This window comes from Streptomyces sp. NPDC020597 (genome assembly GCF_044335095.1).
In the GTDB taxonomy this organism is placed as follows: Bacteria; Actinomycetota; Actinomycetes; order Streptomycetales; family Streptomycetaceae; genus Streptomyces.
On sequence record NZ_JBIRUL010000001.1, the window covers coordinates 510,823 to 529,159 of the forward strand.

General features: G+C 73.5%; 16 protein-coding genes. 9 read left to right on the forward strand and 7 right to left on the reverse strand.

Annotation, left to right across the window (positions count from 1 at the left end):
* Positions 1-3: 3 nt before the first annotated feature.
* Positions 4-1,458: an NF041680 family putative transposase gene (locus ACH4ZA_RS02440; RefSeq protein WP_398427830.1), complete on the reverse strand. Its 1,455-nt coding sequence runs from the start codon at positions 1,456-1,458 to the stop codon at positions 4-6.
* Positions 1,459-1,727: 269 nt separating this feature from the next.
* Between ACH4ZA_RS02440 and ACH4ZA_RS02445 the strand changes: the two genes are divergently transcribed.
* Positions 1,728-1,925, forward strand: coding sequence for a hypothetical protein (locus tag ACH4ZA_RS02445; RefSeq protein WP_398427645.1), 198 nt, complete (start codon positions 1,728-1,730; stop codon positions 1,923-1,925).
* Positions 1,926-1,934: 9 nt separating this feature from the next.
* Here the strand turns inward: ACH4ZA_RS02445 and ACH4ZA_RS02450 are convergent, their stop codons facing one another.
* On the reverse strand, positions 1,935-2,792 hold the full coding sequence (locus tag ACH4ZA_RS02450) for an alpha/beta hydrolase (RefSeq protein WP_319280634.1): 858 nt from the start codon (positions 2,790-2,792) through the stop codon (positions 1,935-1,937).
* Positions 2,793-2,972: 180 nt separating this feature from the next.
* Positions 2,973-5,600: a DEAD/DEAH box helicase gene (locus ACH4ZA_RS02455; protein ID WP_398427646.1), complete on the reverse strand. Its 2,628-nt coding sequence runs from the start codon at positions 5,598-5,600 to the stop codon at positions 2,973-2,975.
* Positions 5,601-6,107: 507 nt separating this feature from the next.
* Here ACH4ZA_RS02455 and ACH4ZA_RS02460 point away from each other — a divergent pair.
* On the forward strand, positions 6,108-6,845 hold the full coding sequence (locus ACH4ZA_RS02460; protein WP_306949411.1) for a ferritin-like fold-containing protein: 738 nt from the start codon (positions 6,108-6,110) through the stop codon (positions 6,843-6,845).
* Between the two features lie 153 nt (positions 6,846-6,998).
* On the opposite strand, the gene ACH4ZA_RS02465 is transcribed toward ACH4ZA_RS02460, so the two are convergent.
* The 4 genes from ACH4ZA_RS02465 to ACH4ZA_RS02480 form a co-directional block, all read right to left on the reverse strand.
* Complete coding sequence (locus tag ACH4ZA_RS02465) at positions 6,999-7,268, reverse strand: hypothetical protein (RefSeq protein WP_319280626.1); 270 nt, start codon at positions 7,266-7,268, stop codon at positions 6,999-7,001.
* Positions 7,269-7,563: 295 nt separating this feature from the next.
* Positions 7,564-7,791 carry a DUF3107 domain-containing protein gene (locus ACH4ZA_RS02470; RefSeq protein WP_189920010.1) on the reverse strand — a complete coding sequence of 76 codons (228 nt, stop codon included), beginning with the start codon at positions 7,789-7,791 and terminating at the stop codon, positions 7,564-7,566.
* Between the two features lie 143 nt (positions 7,792-7,934).
* Positions 7,935-8,576: a TetR/AcrR family transcriptional regulator gene (locus ACH4ZA_RS02475; protein WP_107442030.1), complete on the reverse strand. Its 642-nt coding sequence runs from the start codon at positions 8,574-8,576 to the stop codon at positions 7,935-7,937.
* Positions 8,577-8,757: 181 nt separating this feature from the next.
* Positions 8,758-8,976: a hypothetical protein gene (locus ACH4ZA_RS02480; protein WP_319280625.1), complete on the reverse strand. Its 219-nt coding sequence runs from the start codon at positions 8,974-8,976 to the stop codon at positions 8,758-8,760.
* A gap of 288 nt (positions 8,977-9,264) precedes the next feature.
* On the opposite strand from ACH4ZA_RS02480, the gene ACH4ZA_RS02485 reads away from it, so the two are divergent.
* From ACH4ZA_RS02485 to moeZ, 7 genes are all read left to right on the forward strand, one after another.
* The gene (locus ACH4ZA_RS02485) at positions 9,265-10,242 is read left to right on the forward strand and encodes an alpha/beta hydrolase (protein WP_319280623.1); all 978 of its coding nucleotides are present in this window, start codon (positions 9,265-9,267) and stop codon (positions 10,240-10,242) included.
* Positions 10,243-10,552: 310 nt separating this feature from the next.
* Positions 10,553-11,656: a DUF3152 domain-containing protein gene (locus ACH4ZA_RS02490; protein WP_398427647.1), complete on the forward strand. Its 1,104-nt coding sequence runs from the start codon at positions 10,553-10,555 to the stop codon at positions 11,654-11,656.
* A gap of 364 nt (positions 11,657-12,020) precedes the next feature.
* A complete protein-coding gene (locus tag ACH4ZA_RS02495; protein WP_398427648.1) occupies positions 12,021-13,817 on the forward strand; it encodes a DUF3492 domain-containing protein in 1,797 nt (598 codons plus the stop codon).
* Positions 13,814-15,124, forward strand: coding sequence for a hypothetical protein (locus tag ACH4ZA_RS02500; RefSeq protein ID WP_398427649.1), 1,311 nt, complete (start codon positions 13,814-13,816; stop codon positions 15,122-15,124). The genes ACH4ZA_RS02495 and ACH4ZA_RS02500 overlap by 4 nt, the downstream gene beginning before the upstream one ends.
* A 246-nt stretch (positions 15,125-15,370) precedes the next feature.
* A complete protein-coding gene (locus ACH4ZA_RS02505) occupies positions 15,371-16,333 on the forward strand; it encodes an NAD-dependent epimerase/dehydratase family protein (protein WP_319280617.1) in 963 nt (320 codons plus the stop codon).
* A complete protein-coding gene (locus ACH4ZA_RS02510; protein WP_398427650.1) occupies positions 16,321-17,079 on the forward strand; it encodes a spherulation-specific family 4 protein in 759 nt (252 codons plus the stop codon). The genes ACH4ZA_RS02505 and ACH4ZA_RS02510 overlap by 13 nt, the downstream gene beginning before the upstream one ends.
* Before the next feature lie 63 nt (positions 17,080-17,142).
* Positions 17,143-18,321, forward strand: coding sequence for an adenylyltransferase/sulfurtransferase MoeZ (moeZ, locus tag ACH4ZA_RS02515; RefSeq protein WP_319280613.1), 1,179 nt, complete (start codon positions 17,143-17,145; stop codon positions 18,319-18,321).
* Positions 18,322-18,337: the final 16 nt, after the last annotated feature.

An 18,337-nucleotide genomic window follows, 5' to 3' on the forward strand; every position in this document is an offset into this window, starting at 1 on the left:
TCTTTAAGGTCTGAGTCGGTTTCGTTCGGTGATGCTCTCGGGTCGTTTCACGGTCTTGCCCACGTCGTAGCGGGTGGCGGGCCGCCGGTTCTTCGAGCCAAGTGGCCGTCCAGGGCCGGGAGTTGAGGGTTTCGGTGCACGGGCCGGACAGTGGAGGTGTGGGCGGAGGTTCCGAAACCCTCGGCGGACTCGGGCCGGGGTGAGCCGGCCGGGCGCGGCGGGCTTCTCCCACGGCCGCCGCAAGTCGGCGGCGGCGTCGCGCAGAAGACGGATCTGGGTGTGCGCGGCGATGATCAGCCAGGTCCAGCGCTCGCCGGCCTCGGGGGTTCGCAGCTTCGGACGGGTCCACCCGAGGGTCTGTTTCATCATCCTGAAGAGGTGTTCGATGTCGAATCTGCGCAGGAACGCCTGCCAGCGCACGTCGACGTCCTCGCTGTTCAGGGCGGTGGCGGACGACCAGAGCCAGAGGGGGAGCGGGTCGCCTCCGCCGGGCAGGCGGTCGACCTGGAGGCGAATCAGCGTGCCCTCGATGACAGGGAGTTCGCCGGTGTGGTCGATCCACGCGGAGCGGGTGGTCAGGCGGGGATGGATGCGGTCCCAGGCCATTGCGCTGACAGTGCCATACCGGTCGGTGACCTGCACGGTTGCCGCGTCCGGCTCGCCCCAGGTCTCCGGCTTGGCGAAGCGGAACTCCTTGCCGTGCTTCGGCGGGCGCCCGCCCTGGGGATAGGCCAGGGCGTACTCCTTGAGCGAGGGCCTCGGTCGTCGCATCACCCGGTCCGAGCGCATGCGTCCAAGGACCTCGACGGGGAGCCCGTCGAGGAGGTGGGCCATGCGCGGGGCGTCGTAGCCGGCGTCGAAGACGATGAGGATGTTGCGGTCGCCGACGTGCCAGCGGCCCATCTCGATGAGGTCGGTGACCACCCGGCGGAGTTGGGCAGCGGTGGCCTCGGCGACGTCGTCCTCGGGTCCGAGACGGACGGCGTCCAGGAGCTGGCACCAGGACGTCCGGCCTGATTCGAGGGCGGCGACGAAGGAGTACGGCCAGCCGGGGATGAACTGGTCCGAGGACCGTCCACTGCGGCCGTAGACATGGCAGAACAGGCGGTCCGCGCTGGTCGGCGCGTCGGGGCGGAGCCAGTTGCTGACGTCGACGGCCAGGACCAGGCGCCCGTCGGCGGCCCGCGGCATCGGCAGACCGGCCAGCACCTGCCGCAGCCGGGGCACGTCCACATTCCCGCTGTTCAACGCCTCATACATCGCGCCGTGCCCACGCCGGTGCTCGGCCACCAGCGTCAGGTCTACTGGCGACGTCACCGGGCCATCCGCGCACAGCAACGCGTCCACGAGCTCGAACAGCTCGTCCCCGCGCTTGGTCAGGCAGTCGAATAAGTCCTCCCGGAAGCGTGACGCTTGCGCGAGCGCTTCCCCGGGACCGGCTTCAGGCAGCAGACTCACCTTCACGGCCTTCGTCTTGATCGGTGCACCTTGGTCGGAGCACATGATCAGACGAAGGCCGCCCCAGCGTCCGGCGAACGTCCTCCGTACGATCAAGTTCGACGACTCGTTCGACTGCGACAACGAGGGGCCTGATGCCGGAGATCGTTCAATGGCTCGTGGACTGGCATGCCGCACAAGAACACGAACTCCGCTCTCGCGGGATCAGCCCAACAGTGAATCAGCCAGCCCCTGGCACAGCAGCCAGAGGGCACCCGAAGGCAGCGGCCGTGAGCCTCACTCTGGAGTCGGACGAACGCCTGGGGAAGCTGTTCGTATGGGAATCGGGAAGCGCTTCCCTGCTCTTCATCGATTCCCAGACCGAGTACACCTGGCAAGACCAGCAGGTGATCACCTCGGAGAACGACCTGCCCCGGATCCTGGCTCCGCTCATGAAGCTCGTCGAAGGATCCGCTGACCAGGGTTAAAGAACAAGATTAGAGGCCGTCCCAGAAGTCGGCGAGACCGCGGGCCGTCAGCAGCGGCTGATCCTGGTTGGGGGAGTGGTCCGCGTCCGGTACGACCGTCCGGTGCGCCCGCAGTTCCTCGGCCATCGTGTCGAGGAGCGGCACCGGCCAGGTGTCGTCCGTCGCACCCGACAGGACGTGCAAGGGCAGCGGGACGGCGGCGAGCTCCGCGACCCGGTTCGGTTCGACGCACAACCGGCGTCCGGTGACGAGGAGTTGGGCCGGCTTGTGGTTGATCCAGCGCTGCTGCATCTGGGCCGGGCCGCCGAAACCGCGGGCCGGGCCGCCGATCTCCTCCGGGGCTCCCATCGCCAGGATGGCCTGCCAGACCTCGGCCGTCGTCATCACCGCGAGCGCGTCGTGCAGCAGCTTCACCCGCTGCTTCTGGGACTCCGAGATCTCCGCCGGGCCGGAGGAGACGAGCGTGAGCGAGACGAAGGGGGAGTGGTCCAGGAGGACGGCGGCACGGGCGACCTGCCCGCCCATGGAGTGGCCGACGAGATGCACCGGCGTGCCGAGAGCGGCTGCCTGTGCGAGCACGTCACGGGCCAACTCGTCCTGAGCGTACGGCGCTTCGTCGTCGGCGGGGCCGTCGGACTCGTTCTGCCCCCGGCCGTCCACCGCGACGCTCCGGTAGCCGCGGGCGGCCAGGGGCCCGTGCAGCCGGTGGAAGTCCTCCTTGCTCCCGGTGAATCCCGGCAGCAGCAGCGCGACACCCCGCTGCTCCACGCCGGCGGCCACGGGCGCGTCGACCACGGCGAACGCGCCGCGCGCGGTCCGCAGCCGGTAGGCGCGGGCGCCGGGAGGCGGGGGGAACGAGGCAGGCACGGCGGAGGTGCCGACGCCGACGGGCGCGACGGCGCGGGGCTCGGCGGGTCCGACGGGGGACTCGGCGGAGAGGACGGGCTCGCTGGGGTCGGTCACGGGGGGAGAGTACCGGGGGCCGGGAAACGCCGAGGGCCCGGTCCACAGGGTGTGGACCGGGCCCTCGCGCGTGAGCTCGCCGGCTCAGCCGTCCGTCGGCTCCGCGACTGCCTTGGCGGCGGCCGTCTTGCGGGTGCGGCGCGGCTTGACGGTTTCCGCCTCCTGCGTGGCCTGGGCCGGGATGTCTGCCGTGGCCTTGCGGGTCGTACGGCGCCGGGTCGCCGGCTCCGCGCCTTCGGCCGTCTCCACGGCCACCTCCGCCGGGGCGGTGGCGGCGGCCTTGCGGGTGCGCCGCGGACGGGCGACGGCGGCTTCCGCGACCGGCTCCGCCTCGGCGATCTCGGTGACCGCGACGGCCTTGGCGGCGGCCGTCTTGCGGGCGCGTCGCGGCTTGGCCTCGACGCCCTCGGCGGTGTCGACCGCGGCTTCGGCGGGCGCCGCGGCCTTGCGGGTGCGCCGCGGCTTGACCTCGGCCTCGGCAGCGGCCGGGGCGTCGACGGCCGTCGCGGCGGCGGTCTTGGCGGCGGCCGTCTTGCGCGTGCGGCGGGGCTTGGCCTCGGTGGCCTCGGCTGCGTCCACGACGGCCTCCGCGGCGGCCGGGGCCGTCGCCGTGGCCTTGGCGGCGGCCGTCTTGCGGGTGCGGCGCGGCTTGGCCTCGACCGCCTCGGCGGTGTCGACCGCGGCCGTCGCCTCGGCCGGGACCAGGGCGGCGGCGGTCTTGCGGGTGCGGCGCGGCTTGACCGCTTCCGCCTCCGGCGCGGCCTGGGCCGGGATGTCGGCCGTGGCCTTGCGAGCGGTGGGGGTGCGCGGCTCGGCCTCGACCGCCTCGGCGGTGTCGACCGCGGTCTCGGCCGCAGCGGCCGTCTTGCGGGTGCGGCGCGGCTTGACCGCGGGCTCCGCCGCCGCGACGGCCTCCGGGGCCGTGGTGACGCCCGTGACGGTGTCGATGGCCGCCTCGGCCGGGGCCGTCGCCTTACGGGTGCGGCGGCGCGGCGCGGCTTCCGCCACCGGCTCGGCCGCTTCGGCCGTGCCGGCCGGCTCCGCCGTCTCGACGACGGACTCCGCCGTCCTGCGGGTGCGGCGGCGGCGCGGCTTCGACGCCTCGGTCGGCGCGTCGGTCGTGGTCTCCGGCGTGTCGAGGGCGGGGCCCTCCGCCGTCGTCACGGCCGTCTGTGCCGCGTCGGCGGCGGGCTCGACGGCCGTCACCGGGGCGAGGGCCGTCTCCGCGGAACCGTTGCGCGTACGGCGGCGACGGCGCGGGGTGCGCGGGCCGGCGGCCTCCTCGGCGAGGGGCGTCGGCTCGGCGACGGGACCCTGGTCCAGCGCGGTCCCGGCGGGCGCCGCAGCCGCGTCGACGGGCGAGCCGTTGCGGGTACGACGACGGCGACGCGGCGTGCGGGCCGCCCGCCCGCGGTCGTCGGAACGCTCGTCCGAACGGTCCGCGGAACGCTCGCCGGAACGGGACTCGCCCCGTCCGCCTCGTCCGCCCCGGTCACCGCGACCGCGCGCACCGCGGCCGCCCGGCTCGCCGAGGTCCTCGATCTCCTCGGCGTCGAGCCCGGCGCGGGTGCGCTCCGAGCGCGGCAGAATGCCCTTGGTGCCCGCGGGGATGCCGAGGTCCTCGTAGAAGTGCGGGGAGGTGGAGTACGTCTCCGGCGGGTCGCTGAAGTCGAGCTCCAGCGCCTTGTTGATGAGCTGCCAGCGCGGGATGTCGTCCCAGTCGACGAGGGTGATCGCGATGCCCTTGGCGCCCGCGCGGCCGGTACGGCCGATGCGGTGCAGGTACGTCTTCTCGTCCTCGGGGGACTGGTAGTTGATGACGTGGGTGACGCCTTCGACGTCGATGCCGCGGGCGGCGACGTCGGTGCAGACGAGCACGTCGACCTTGCCGTTGCGGAAGGCGCGCAGCGCCTGCTCGCGCGCGCCCTGGCCGAGGTCGCCGTGGACCGCGCCGGAGGCGAAGCCGCGCTGCTGGAGCTGGTCGGCCAGGTCGGCCGCCGTGCGCTTGGTCCGGCAGAACACCATGACCAGGCCGCGGCCGTCGGCCTGCAGGATGCGGGCGACCATCTCGGGCTTGTCCATGTTGTGCGCGCGGTACACGTGCTGCTTGGTGTTCGCGACGGTGCGGCCCGCGTCGTCCGGCGAGGTGGCGTTGATGTGTGTGGGCTGCGACATGTAGCGGCGTGCGAGACCGATGACCGCGCCCGGCATGGTCGCCGAGAACAGCATGGTCTGGCGCTTCGCCGGAAGCATGTTGATGATCTTCTCGACGTCGGGCAGGAAGCCCAGGTCGAGCATCTCGTCGGCCTCGTCGAGGACGAGCGAGCGGATGTGCCGGAGGTCGAGCTTCTTCTGGCCGGCGAGGTCCAGCAGACGGCCCGGGGTGCCGACGACGACGTCGACGCCCTTCTTCAGGGCCTCGACCTGGGGCTCGTAGGCGCGGCCGCCGTAGATGGCGAGGACGCGTACGTTGCGCACCTTGCCCGCCGTCAGCAGGTCGTTGGTGACCTGCGTGCACAGCTCACGCGTGGGGACGACGATGAGCGCCTGCGGGGCGTCGGTGAGGTCCTCGGGACGGGCGCGGCCGGCCTCGACGTCGGCGGGGACCGTCACCCGCTCGAGGAGCGGGAGGCCGAAACCGAGCGTCTTGCCGGTGCCCGTCTTGGCCTGTCCGATGACGTCCGTGCCCGTCAGGGCGACCGGGAGCGTCATCTCCTGGATGGGGAAGGGGGTGGTGATGCCGACGGCCTCGAGGGCCTCGGCGGTCTCGGAAAGGATTCCGAGCTCTCGGAACGTAGTCAGGGTGCTGCCTCTTCTGTGTACGCGGTGCGAGGCGAGCGCGGGGGTCGTGACGGACCGTGCCGGGGACGTCGGATGCCTTACGGGCGAACCGCTCACGGCAAGCCGTATGGCACGGGACCTCTGCCGACGCTCTAGCGCTCGTACCGCTGAGGGTGTCCCTCTGGCCGGCGTACGCGATGTGCCGTACGAGCCATGAGGGCTGTCGGGTCGGAGCCGATCGGGCCACCGACCGGGCATCCTCATACGTGCGGCCCGTCGAATACTCGGCAGGCGCATTACCACCATACCCCGGAATCGCGCACATGCGATGGCTGATTCGGTCACGTTGTGGTTGTCACAGTGACTGGACCGGTCCGTTGCGTCTTCGTCGTCACACTGACTGACCAGGGACTTCCACGCCGCGGTGGGCGGGCTATTGTGCGCTGCATGACGACCTCTGACAAGCCCGAGATCACCGCAACCGGAATCGCGGCCCAGGACTGGGCGACGGCCTCCGCCGACCCGCAGTACCGTGCCGCGGTCGTGGACCTGTTGGGCGCGTTGGCGTACGGCGAGCTGGCGGCGTTCGAGCGGCTCGCGGAGGACGCCAAGCTGGCGCCCACCCTGGCGGACAAGGCGGAGCTGGCGAAGATGGCGTCGGCGGAGTTCCACCACTTCGAGCGGCTGCGGGACCGGCTCACGGAGATCGGCGAGGAGCCGACGCTGGCGATGGAGCCGTTCGTGGCCGCGCTCGACGGCTTCCACCGGCAGACGGCCCCCTCGGACTGGCTGGAGGGCCTGGTCAAGGCGTACGTCGGCGACTCGATCGCGAGCGACTTCTACCGTGAGGTCGCGGTGCGTCTGGACACCGACAGCCGCGCGCTGGTGCTGGCGGTGCTCGACGACACCGGCCACGCCGGTTTCGCCGTGGACCGGGTCCGTTCGGCGATCGACGCGGAGCCGAGGGTCGGCGGCCGGCTCGCGCTGTGGGCCCGGCGGCTGATGGGCGAGGCCCTGTCGCAGTCCCAGCGGGTGGTCGCGGACCGCGACGCGCTGTCGACGATGCTGGTGGGCGGGGTCGCGGACGGCTTCGACCTCGCCGAGGTGGGCCGGATGTTCTCCCGGATCACCGAGGCGCACACCAAGCGGATGGCCGCTCTGGGGCTCGCGGCCTGAGGCGGCGCGGGCCTCGGACGGGCCGCCGGCGTCGGGCGGGCATACGCAGGGCGGGCATACACAGGGCGGGCATACGCAGGGCGGGCATACGCAAGGCGGGCATACGCAGGGCGGGCCGGGCGCCTCAGCTCGGCGCCCCGGCCACCCCCGGGGTCACGCCGGCGCCGATCGTCGGCGCAGCCCTCCGGCGGGGCGCAGCAGCAGGGAGAGCGAGGCGGCGGAGATGATCGCCGCGCCGAGGAGGCTCGCCAGGATGCTGCCGGAACCCAGCGCGCTGCGGGTGACGAAGTCACCGAACAGGGCTCCGGCGACCCCCGTCGCGAAGACGAGCGTGCGGACCGGCAGGCGGTGGGAGAGGCGGGTGACCGCCGCCCACGCGAGCACGAGACCGAGCACAGCGGAGCCGAGCGCTTCCAAGATCATTTGGGTCCCTCCCAGGCGGCGGGGCTGTGCACCAACGTCGTAGCGCGTCATACCCGTGACCTGCGGAATGCAATCCTCCCCCGGGGCCGTGTCGTGCGCCGTCCGCGCGGCGGTACGGACGGGGCTGACGGGGCCACAGGGACAGTGGCGGGACGAGCCGCGGCGAGTCGTCGCGACGAGCCGGCGCCGGGAGGCGGGGCAGCCCCGAAGAGCGCGCCCGCCAGGGGGAGCCCGCAAAGGGGAGGGGCCCGGCGACCGTGTCGGTCGCCGGGCCCCTCCCGCGGATCGCTGCGCCTTACAGTGCGCCGAAGCCCACCTTGCGCGGGGCGGCCTCGCCCAGCTCGACGTAGGCCAGACGGTCGGCCGGAACCAGGACCTTGCGGCCGTGCTGGTCCACGAGGCTGAGCAGCTGCGACTTCCCGGCCAGGGCCTCGGCCACTACGCGCTCGACCTCCTCGGGAGTCTGACCGCTCTCCAGAACGATCTCGCGAGGCGCGTGCAGCACGCCGATCTTGACCTCCACGGCTTTGTCCCTCCGACGGTCATGAGATGCGCGGGCGTCCGCGCCGTACGCTGCACACATTAGCCCGGTGAGGGGACGTGCACGGTGCGCCCTTCCACGCCAGGAGCGAACAGCGGGCGGGAACATCTGCCCGCCCCGCCCGCTCAGTGCTGGTCGATCCCGTGCAGCGGGAACCCGGCGATGCCCCGCCACGCCAGCGAGGCCAGCAGCTGCACCGCCTGGTCGCGCGGCACGCTGCGGTCGCTGTGCAGCCAGGAACGGGCCACGACCTGCGCCAGGCCGCCGAGGCCGGAGGCGAGCAGCATCGACTCGGCGCGGGAGAGGCCGGTGTCCTCTGCGATGACCTCGCAGATCGCCTCGGCGCACTCGCCCGTGACCTTGTCGACGCGCTCGCGCACCGCCGGCTCGTTCGTCAGGTCCGATTCGAAGACGAGGCGGAAGGCGCCGCCGTCGTCCTCGACGTACGCGAAATAGGCGTCCATGGTGGCCCGGACGCGCTGCTTGTTGTCGGTCGTCGACGCGAGCGCGCCGCGCACGGCCTGGATCAGCGACTCGCAGTGCTGGTCGAGCAGGGCGAGATACAGATCGAGCTTGCCGGGGAAGTGCTGGTAGAGCACCGGCTTGCTGACGCCGGCCCGCTCGGCGATGTCGTCCATCGCGGCCGCGTGGTAGCCCTGTGCGACGAAGACTTCCTGGGCGGCGCCCAGCAGCTGGTTCCGCCGGGCACGGCGCGGCAGGCGTGTGCCCCGCGGGCGCGCCGCCTCTGTCTGCTCGATGGCTGTCACGCCGCCTCCCTAGGTCGTCCTCTTGCGGTGAGCGCCGCGCCGTCATCGTACTTTTCGGTAACCCCGGTGTGCGCGGTGCGAGCGCAGAATTTCACGGACTGGACGAGGACAGAAGTGGCCGAGATGGTTTCGAAACGGTAGGTTCCGGGCAGACTCGACCTCCGTTCCTGCTCAGCGCCCTTCAGCGGTAGTCGTCCTCGTCGATCGAGACGACGCGCGCCTGTTCGGCGAGATCGGCCTCGTTGGCCCGGGCGGGATCGGCCTCCTCCAGTGGATCGTCGCGCTCCTGCGTGACGTCCGCGTACTGCTCGGCCGTGTCCTCCTCGGGCGCCTCCACGTCGATCTCCCCGAAGTCGTCGTCCTCGCCGAAGGCTTCCGGGTCGCTGGGGTCAACGGTCATGGCGGGCTCCCTTCCTACGAACGCCCCTGCTAACTGCGGGGGCCACCAGCGGGTGCCCTCGATACGAGCCTAGGAGACACCCGTTTCGGACGCTATGCGATCGGTGTGCGGAGTGCCCCTGATTCCCGCAGGTATGACCCCTGGGAGCGGATCTGCCCGGCCCCGGGCCGGCGCCCGGACGCCGACCGGCTCGCGGACGCCGCGCGGACCGCCTCATCGGGCACACCGCCCACGCGTGTGACGGCGAACACACAAGGTCGCGCGTGATCGTCTCGTAACATTGCCCGCATGTCTTCGACCGAACTCCCCTCCGTGCCGCCCACCAGCGCGCTGCCCAAGGCGGCCGCCGTACGGGTCGCGGAGGGCGAGCGACTGCGGTCCGTGAGGCTGCCCGGCGTCACGCTGACGGTCCGCTCGCGGCCCCCGGCGCGCGAGGGACTGCAGCCCGCGCTCTACGTGCACGGCCTCGGCGGCTCCTCGCAGAACTGGTCCGCGCTGATGGCCGCGCTCGACGGGGTGGTGGCCAGCGAGGCCGTCGACCTCCCCGGCTTCGGCGACTCCCCGCCGCCGGACGACGGCGACTACTCCATCACGGCGCACGCGCGTGCCGTGATCCGCTACCTCGACGCATCCGAGCTCGGCCCCGTCCACCTCCTCGGCAACTCCCTCGGCGGCGCGGTGGCCACGCGGGTCGCCGCGGTCCGCCCGGACCTCGTGCGCACCCTGACGCTGGTCTCGCCCGCCCTCCCGGAGCTCCGGGTGCAGCGCACCGCCGTCCCCACGGGCCTGGTCGGCCTGCCCGGTGTGGCCGCGCTCTTCAGCCGGCTCACCCGTGAGTGGACCGCCGAACAGCGCGTCCGCGGCGTCATGAGCCTCTGTTACGGCGATCCCGGCCGGGTCAGCCCGGAGGCGTTCCGCGACGCGGTGCAGGAGCTGGAGCGGCGGCTGAGACTGCCGTACTTCTGGGACGCGTTGACGCGCTCGACACGCGGGCTGCTGAGCGCCTACACGCTGGGCGGGCAGCACGGGCTGTGGCGCCAGGCCGAGCGGGTCCTCGCCCCCACGCTCCTCGTCTACGGCGGCCGCGACCAGCTCGTCGGCTACCGCATGGCCCAGCGCTCCGCCCGTGCCTTCCGCGGCTCCCGTCTGCTGACGCTGCCGGACGCCGGGCACGTGGCGATGATGGAGTACCCCGACACGGTGGCGAGAGCCTTCCGGGAACTCCTGGCCGACACCGCGGCCCCTACCGAGACCCCGGGGGGCTGAGGCCGACGTGGGACGTCACAGCCGGCGTGGACCCGCGCCCAAGCGTGCGGGGGACGGCGCCCCCCGGGGCGCGTCACAGGGGACCCCTCAGGGGAGTCCCGCGGGACCGTCGCGGGCGGACGCCCACGGCGGCCGCGTCCAGGCCCCGCCTCTGAGCCCGGACGGCACCCCGGGATACGGTGTGCCCCGCTTCGTCGACGGGACGCCCGCCCACGGGTTCCCGCAGGTCCGCGGCGGTCACCCCGAGCAGCGTGAGACCGGAGGCGGCTGGGGGGACTTGAGAGCGCGTCAGCCGGGTACCGGGCAGCCCGTGATACCGCGCCAGCGACCCGTTCCCCCGAGCGCCCCGGGCCAGGGCCCCCGTCCTTCCGGTCACGGGGCGCGCCAGGGGCCACGCCAGGACTATCTCGACGCCTTCGTCCCCGACGACGAAGACGACGTCTTCACGCGCGCGAGACCGACGTACGCGCCGCCGCGCCCCCGGGAGCGCGGGCCGTACACCCCCGCGTCCGACACGGACGCCGTCTCCCGCGAGAGCGCCCCGGTCGCCGCCGGCCGGGGCGACGGCGTGCCGCCCGCCGACGGGTCCGTGTCCGCCGCCAGGGGCGGCAAGGGGCGGGCGTTCACCGGCATCGCGGCCGCCGCCGTCACCACGGTGCTGGCCGTCGTGGTGGCCGGACAGGTCACCGACGGGCGGGACGACCAGGCCGTGCGGTCCCAGTCCGCGACCGAGCGGGCCGAACGGGGCTCCGCCGACGACGCCACGCGCGGGGACGACCGGCCGAGCCCCTCGGTGTCGCCCGGCGTCGTCCCGCTGACGTACACGCAGAAGATGTCCGCCAAGTACCCCCTGGCCGCCGGGCTCAAGGGGCCGGGGAGGTTCGACGCGATCGCGGGCGTCGCCAAGGCGCCCGGCAAGGGGCGGAAGTACACCTACCGGGTCGACGTCGAGCAAGGGCTCGGGCTCGACGGCGAACTGTTCGCCCAGGCCGTGCAGAAGACGCTCAACGACGACCGCAGCTGGGCCCACGGCGGCGCCCGCACCTTCGAGCGGATCCACTCGGGCAAGCCCGACTTCGTCATCACGCTCGCCAGCCCCGGCACCACCGCCGAGTGGTGCGCCAAGTCGGGCCTGGACACCACCGAGGACAACGTCTCCTGCGACTCGGCCGCCACCGAGCGCGTGATGATCAACGCCTACCGGTGGGCACAGGGATCGTCGACCTTCGGTGACGCGATGTACGCCTACCGGCAGATGCTGATCAACCACGAGGTCGGCCACCGGCTCGGCTTCGGCCATGTCACCTGCGACAAGGACGGCGAGCTCGCGCCCGTCATGCAGCAGCAGACGAAGTTCCTCGACCACGACGGGATCCACTGCAAGCCCAACGCCTGGGCTTTCCCCGGGAGTTGACGCCGCTCGGCACGCCTCCCCGGGCACGCCTCCTCCCGGACGCGACTGTCTCGGCGCTCCGTGGCGGGTCCGCACGGCGATCGAGGGCGACCGGTCGGGCGTGGCGGTCGCCGCCCGCAGGGCGCGCACGGCGGCGGGCGGGCCGAAGGGGCGCCGTCCCCGACCGCGCGGAGTGACGTTGCGCAGTCGGATGATCTCTTAGCGCGACCGAACGCGACCCGCACGGGAAAGTTACGACCGTTCACCCCTTTTGGTGGCGCGACGGACAACCGTCCGTCGCGCCACCGCCTTGTCCGCATACGTTCTTCCCGCTGCGAGCCGCCGGGTCAACGACGGCTCACCAAACGGGAGATCGGGAGTGCGCGTGCGCATCGGACTGCTGACGGAGGGTGGCTATCCGTATGTGAGCGGTGACGCCGGACTCTGGTGCGACCGGCTCGTGCGCGGCCTCGAACAGCATGAGTTCGAGGTGTACGCGCTCAGCCGGACCGAAGGCCAGGAGAACGCCGGCTGGGTCGCCCTGCCGCCGCAGGTCAGCCGCGTGCGCACCGCACCGCTGTGGACGGCGCGGGACGACGGGGCGGCCCACGGCAGACGGGCGCGCCGGCGCTTCGCCGAGTCCTACGGGGAGCTGGCGGCAGCCCTGTGCGAGGGGGATTCGTCGGACGCCGCTGCCCTCCCGCAGGCCGCTCCGACCGCTCAGGCGGACCGTTTCGCCACTGCGCTGTACGGCCTCGCCGAACTCGCCCGTGACGAGGGCGGCCTGGTGGGAGCGCTCCGCTCGGAGGGCGCCGTGCGCGCCCTGGAGCGTGCCTGCCGCGCGCCCGGCGCGCTGCGCACGGCGCGCGAGGCGCGCGTACCCGATCTGCTCGCCGTCGCCGCACACCTCGAAAGCGCCCTGCGCCCCCTCTCGCTCGACTGGTACGACGACCAGGGCGAGGAGGCGGGCCGGGGCCTCGGCGCGGTCGACGTCTGCCACGCCGCGTCCGGCGGCGCGGCCGCCCTGCCCGGACTCCTCGCCCGCCACTTCTTCGACGTGCCGCTCCTGGTCACCGAGTACGGGGTGCGACTGCGCACGCACTACCTGAGCTCGGGGCACGGAGCCTCCTGCGAGGGTCCCGGCAGCCCGCCGTCCGCTGCCGCGGCCGCCGCCGCTCACACCCCCGCTCCCGCCGTGCGCGCCCTGCTCGCGGCCTTCCACGGCAGGCTCGCGGCCGAGGTCTACCGGCAGGCGGCGTGCGTGACACCCGGCAACGCGCACGCCCGCCGCTGGCAGGAGCGGTGCGGCGCCGACCGCGCCAAGCTGCGCACCGTCTACCCGGGCATGGAGACGTCCCGCTTCGCCGACGTGGGCGACTCCCCGGACGCCGCCGACCCCCACACGCTGGTCTGGGTCGGCCGGGTGGAACCGGCGAAGGACCTGGTGTCCCTGCTGCACGCCTTCGCGGAGATCCGCAAGCAGGAGCCCCGCACCCGGCTGCGGATCATCGGTGCGGCGACCGGCGAGGAGGGCCGGGCCTACCTCGGCCACTGCCGGATGCTGGCTGCCCAGCTCTTCCCCGACGAGGCGGACGGACCGCACGCCGTCGGCGACAACCCGGTCTCCTTCGAGGAGATCGGCGGCCCGGAGTCGGCCACCCTCGCCGAGGCGTACGCGGCCGGGGCGGTCGTCGTCCTGTCCAGTGTCGTCGAGGGCTTCCCGGTCGGCCTGGTCGAGGCGATGCTCTGCGGCCGGGCGACCGTGTCGACCGACGTCGGCGCGGTGGTCGAGGTCATCGGAGGCACCGGACTGGTCGTACCGCCGCGCAATCCGCGGGCGCTCGCGGACGCCTGCGTCGCCCTGCTGCACGACCCCGAGCGCCGTGCGCGCCTGGGTGCGGCCGCCCGCGCCCGCGCCCTCGAACTGTTCACGGTCGAGCAGAACGTCACGGCGTTCCACGGCATCTACCTCGAGCTCGTCGCGCAGGCCCCGATGCGCCGGTACCTCGTCGACGACGACGGCGACCCCCGGCCGTTCGCCGTCCCGCCCGAGGCGTGTCTGCCCGGCCTGTGGGCCGGCCCGGGCGCGTCGTTCACCGCCCGCCCGGGTCCCGCCTGGGCTGCGGCGGACCGACAGGCCCGGGGCGCCTCGCCGGTCGCCGCGACGGAGGGAGCACGATGAGCGGACCGGACGAACCGGGCAGACCGGCAACCCCTGACGACAGTGGCTCCGCCGCCGGTGCCGCCGGTGCCGCCGCCGACGGGGTCCCCGCGGACGCCCCCGGCCGGGTCGACGCGCGTGCCGCTCACGCCGCCGGCGATGCCGTCGGCGCCCGCCTGCGCACACCCGCCGACGAGGTCGCCGCGGCCGGCGGTCCGGGACCGGCCGCGCCCCGCCGCGGCGGAGCGGACCCGGTGAAGACCCTGATGCACCGGCACCGCGAACTGTGCGAACGGGCCGTCGATCCGCTGGAGATCGCGGCCGGCCTCGAGGCCCACGGGGTCACCGACCGCACCGCCGCACGCTTCCGGCACCGGGACGTCTTCTCCCTCGCCGAGGAGATGTACGTCCGCGTCCCACGCGACGGGGACGCACCGCCGCCCGCCGCGCCCACCGCCGCCCCGCGGCCCCGCCTGGACTGGGCGCTGCTCACCCTGCTGCCCGGCGTCCTGTGCGCCGCCACCGTGACCGGCGTGCGCCTCACCCATGGGCGCACCGCTCTCCTCGTCGCCGCGGCGGGCCTCCTCGCCGTCGTCCTCGCCGTGCACGCGGCGCTGCGCCGGGGGCCGTTGAGCCGGCGGCGCGGGGCGCACCCCGGTCCGTACCGGACGGAGGCCTGGACCTGCTGGCTTCTCGCCTACGCGGCGCTCGGCGACAGCCTCCTGCGCGCCGCCGTCGGCGGCGGCCCCGACGGCCTGCCCGACGGGACGACGGACGGCCCCTGGCCCGCGGCCGCCGCACCGCTGCTCGCCCTCACCCTTGGCTGCGCGCCCGCCGCCTGGTGCGCCCACCTGTTCGCCGCGCGGGCCCGCCGCCGGCTGGACACCAGCCGCGGCCTCGACGAGTTCGCCGCCTCCGTGCAGCCGTTGCTGCTCGGCGTCCTCGCTCTCTTCCTGTGCGCGCTCGCCGCGCTGACCGCTCTCAGCGCGGCCTTCCTGGGCGAGCCCGCCGGATACGGCCACACCCTCACGCTCGGCGGCCTCCTCTTCCTGGCCCGCCTCCTCGTCGTGCACGGTTTCCCCCACGCCCCCGCCGTCGTCCTCGGGGCGGCCGGCGCGGCCGAGGCGCTGGCCCCGGCCGCGGTCTTCTCCGGCCGCCTGCCCGGCTGCGACCTCCTGGCCGTCCCCGTGAACGACCTGGCCGCCGCCTGGGGGCCGGCCGGCGTCCCGGTACTCGTCTGCGGCAGCGCGGCCCTGGTCCTCCTGGTCCACGCCGCCCGCACGCTGACCCGGGCCTCGGCCCACGCGGGAACGGACCAGCCGTGCTGACGCGAGCCCGCCCCCGCCAGTCCCCGCAGCCACCGCGACCACCCCACGCGGCGCATCCCCCACCGTGCCCCGACCGCACGACGCCCGCGCTCCCGCACTTGGCCGCAGCCCACCGCAACACCCTTGAAGGAGAGACCAGATGACCACCTCCCGATCCGGAACGACCGCAGCCACCGGGGCACCCGCGGTCGCCCGCACCCCGGTCCCGGCAGCCCAGGCCACGGCGCACACCCCGGGAGGCGCACGATGAGGGTTCTGCTGATCGGAGCCAACGGCTACCTCGGCCGCTTCGTCGCCGACCGTCTGCTCGCCGACCCCGCCGTCCAGCTCACCGCGCTCGGTCGCGGCGACGACGCGGACGTCCGCTTCGACCTCGCGTCCGGCAGTCCCGGCGCGCTCACCCGCTTCCTCGACGCGGTCCACCCCCAGGTCGTCGTCAACTGCGCGGGCACCACCCGGGGCGGCGCCCGCGAGCTCACCCGGCACAACACCGTCGCCGTCGCCACCGTCTGCGAGGCCCTGCGCCGCAGCGGCTGCGGCGCCCGGCTGGTCCAGGTCGGCTGCGGCGCCGAGTACGGCCCGAGCCAGCCCGGCTCCTCCACGGCCGAGGACGCCGTGCCCCGGCCGGGCGGCCCGTACGGCGTCAGCAAACTCGCCGCGACCGAACTCGTTCTCGGCTCCGGACTCGACGCCGTCGTGCTCCGGGTGTTCTCGCCCGCGGGCCCGGGCACGCCCGCCGGCTCCCCGCTGGGCCGCCTCGCCGAGGCCATGCGCCGCGCCATGCAGTCCGGCGACGGCGAGCTCAAACTCGGCGGTCTCGGCGTGCAGCGGGACTTCATCGACGTCCGTGACGTGGCCCGGGCCGTGCACGCCGCCTCGCTCTCCGCCGCACAGGGCGTCATCAACATCGGCTCGGGGCGCGCCGTCCGGCTGCGCGACGCCGCGGCGATCCTCGCGCGTGTGGCCGGATACGGAGGCGCCCTCCACGAGCTCGACGGGCCGCCCGGCGGCCACCTGCGGTCCGCCATCGGCCACCCCCGCCCCGAGGCCGACCACGGCGGCCCGGTCGCGTACCCGTACCCGGACGGCTGCGGCAGCTGGCAGCAGGCCGACGTGCGCACCGCCCGCGACCGGCTCGGCTGGCGTCCCCGGATCAACCTCGAGGAGTCCCTCGCCGACATCTGGATGGAGGCGGCATGTCGTATCTGACCGGAACCCCGGCGGGCAACGCGCACCCCGGCACGACCGACGTCCGCACCGGCCTCGGTGTCCCGGGCCTCGCGCACCCACTGCTCGCGCCCGCCGAATGGGGCGAACTCGCCCGGCCCGGGAGGCCTGTGCACTGGGCCGCCCTGGACGTCTGCGACGGACCCGGCTCGCGTCCCGACCCGAGCTGTCTGGAATCCGCGGGCCGGCTGCGCAACGCCGGCGTCCGCGTCCTCGGGCGCATCGACGCGCTGTACGGGGCCCGCGCCCTCGCCGAAATGATCTCCGAGGCGCAACGCTACCTCGACTGGTACCAGGTCGACGGCTTCCTCCTGGACCGCTGCCCGGCCGACCGCACGACGCTGCCCGGAATGCGCCGCACGACCGGCGCGCTGCGCACACTCCACGAGGCGCCCCACGTCGTCCTCGACCACGGCATCCACCCCTGCCCCGGCTACACCGAACTGGCCGACCAGCTGGTCACCTTCTCCGGCCCCTGGAGCGACTACCGCTGGTCGCAGGTGGCCGAGTGGACGGCGGAGCACCCGCCGGAGCGCTTCTGCCACTTCGTGCACGGCGTGCCGCGCGGGCATCTCGACGAGGCGCTGCGCATCGCCCGCTGGCAGGGCGCCGCGACGATCTGGTTCACGGACGGCGTCGAACGCGGCGGCGCACGCGACCCCTGGGAGACCATGCCCGGCTACTGGGACGAAATCGTCTCGCGGATCGGAACAGGTGTCTCGGAATGAAAATGGCCATGGCACTGTTACGGGGAGAACAACCGTCATGACTGACCGACCAACGGAGTCCCCGTGTCGCTGCCACCCCTGGTCGAGCCGGCCCCCGAGCTCACCGTAGACGAGGTCCGCAGGTACTCCCGCCACCTGATCATCCCCGACGTGGGGATGGACGGGCAGAAGCGGCTGAAGAACGCCAAGGTGCTGTGCGTGGGCGCCGGCGGCCTGGGCTCGCCGGCGTTGATGTACCTGGCCGCGGCGGGCGTGGGCACGCTCGGCATCGTGGAGTTCGACGAGGTCGACGAGTCGAACCTGCAGCGGCAGATCATCCACAGCCAGGCCGACATCGGCCGCTCCAAGGCCGCGTCCGCCCGCGACTCCGTCCTCGGCATCAACCCGTACGTCAACGTGGTCCTTCACGAAGAGCGGCTCGAGGCCGAGAACGTGATGGACATCTTCAGCCAGTACGACCTGATCGTCGACGGCACCGACAACTTCGCGACCCGTTACCTGGTCAACGACGCGTGCGTGCTGCTGAACAAGCCGTACGTGTGGGGCTCCATCTACCGCTTCGACGGCCAGGCGTCCGTCTTCTGGTCCGAGCACGGTCCCTGCTACCGCTGCCTGTACCCGGAGCCCCCGCCGCCGGGCATGGTCCCCTCCTGCGCCGAGGGCGGCGTGCTGGGCGTGCTGTGCGCGTCCATCGGGTCGATCCAGGTCAACGAGGCGATCAAGCTGCTCGCGGGCATCGGTGAGCCGCTGGTCGGCCGCCTGATGATCTACGACGCCCTGGAGATGCAGTACCGCCAGGTCAAGGTCCGCAAGGACCCCGACTGCGCGGTCTGCGGCGAGAACCCGACGGTCACCGAGCTCATCGACTACGAGGCCTTCTGCGGCGTCGTCTCCGAGGAGGCCCAGCAGGCGGCGGCCGGCTCGACGATCACTCCCAAGCAGCTCAAGGAGTGGATCGACGACGGCGAGAGCATCGAGATCATCGACGTACGCGAGCCGAACGAGTACGAGATCGTCTCCATCCCGGGCGCCAAGCTGATCCCCAAGAACGAGTTCCTGATGGGCACCGCCCTGGAGGGCCTGCCGCAGGACAAGAAGATCGTCTTGCACTGCAAGACGGGTGTCCGCAGTGCGGAAGTCCTCGCCGTGCTGAAGTCGGCGGGCTTCTCCGACGCCGTGCACGTCGGCGGCGGCGTGATCGGCTGGGTCCACCAGATCGAGCCGAGCAAGCCCGTCTACTGACCCGGATGTTCGCCCG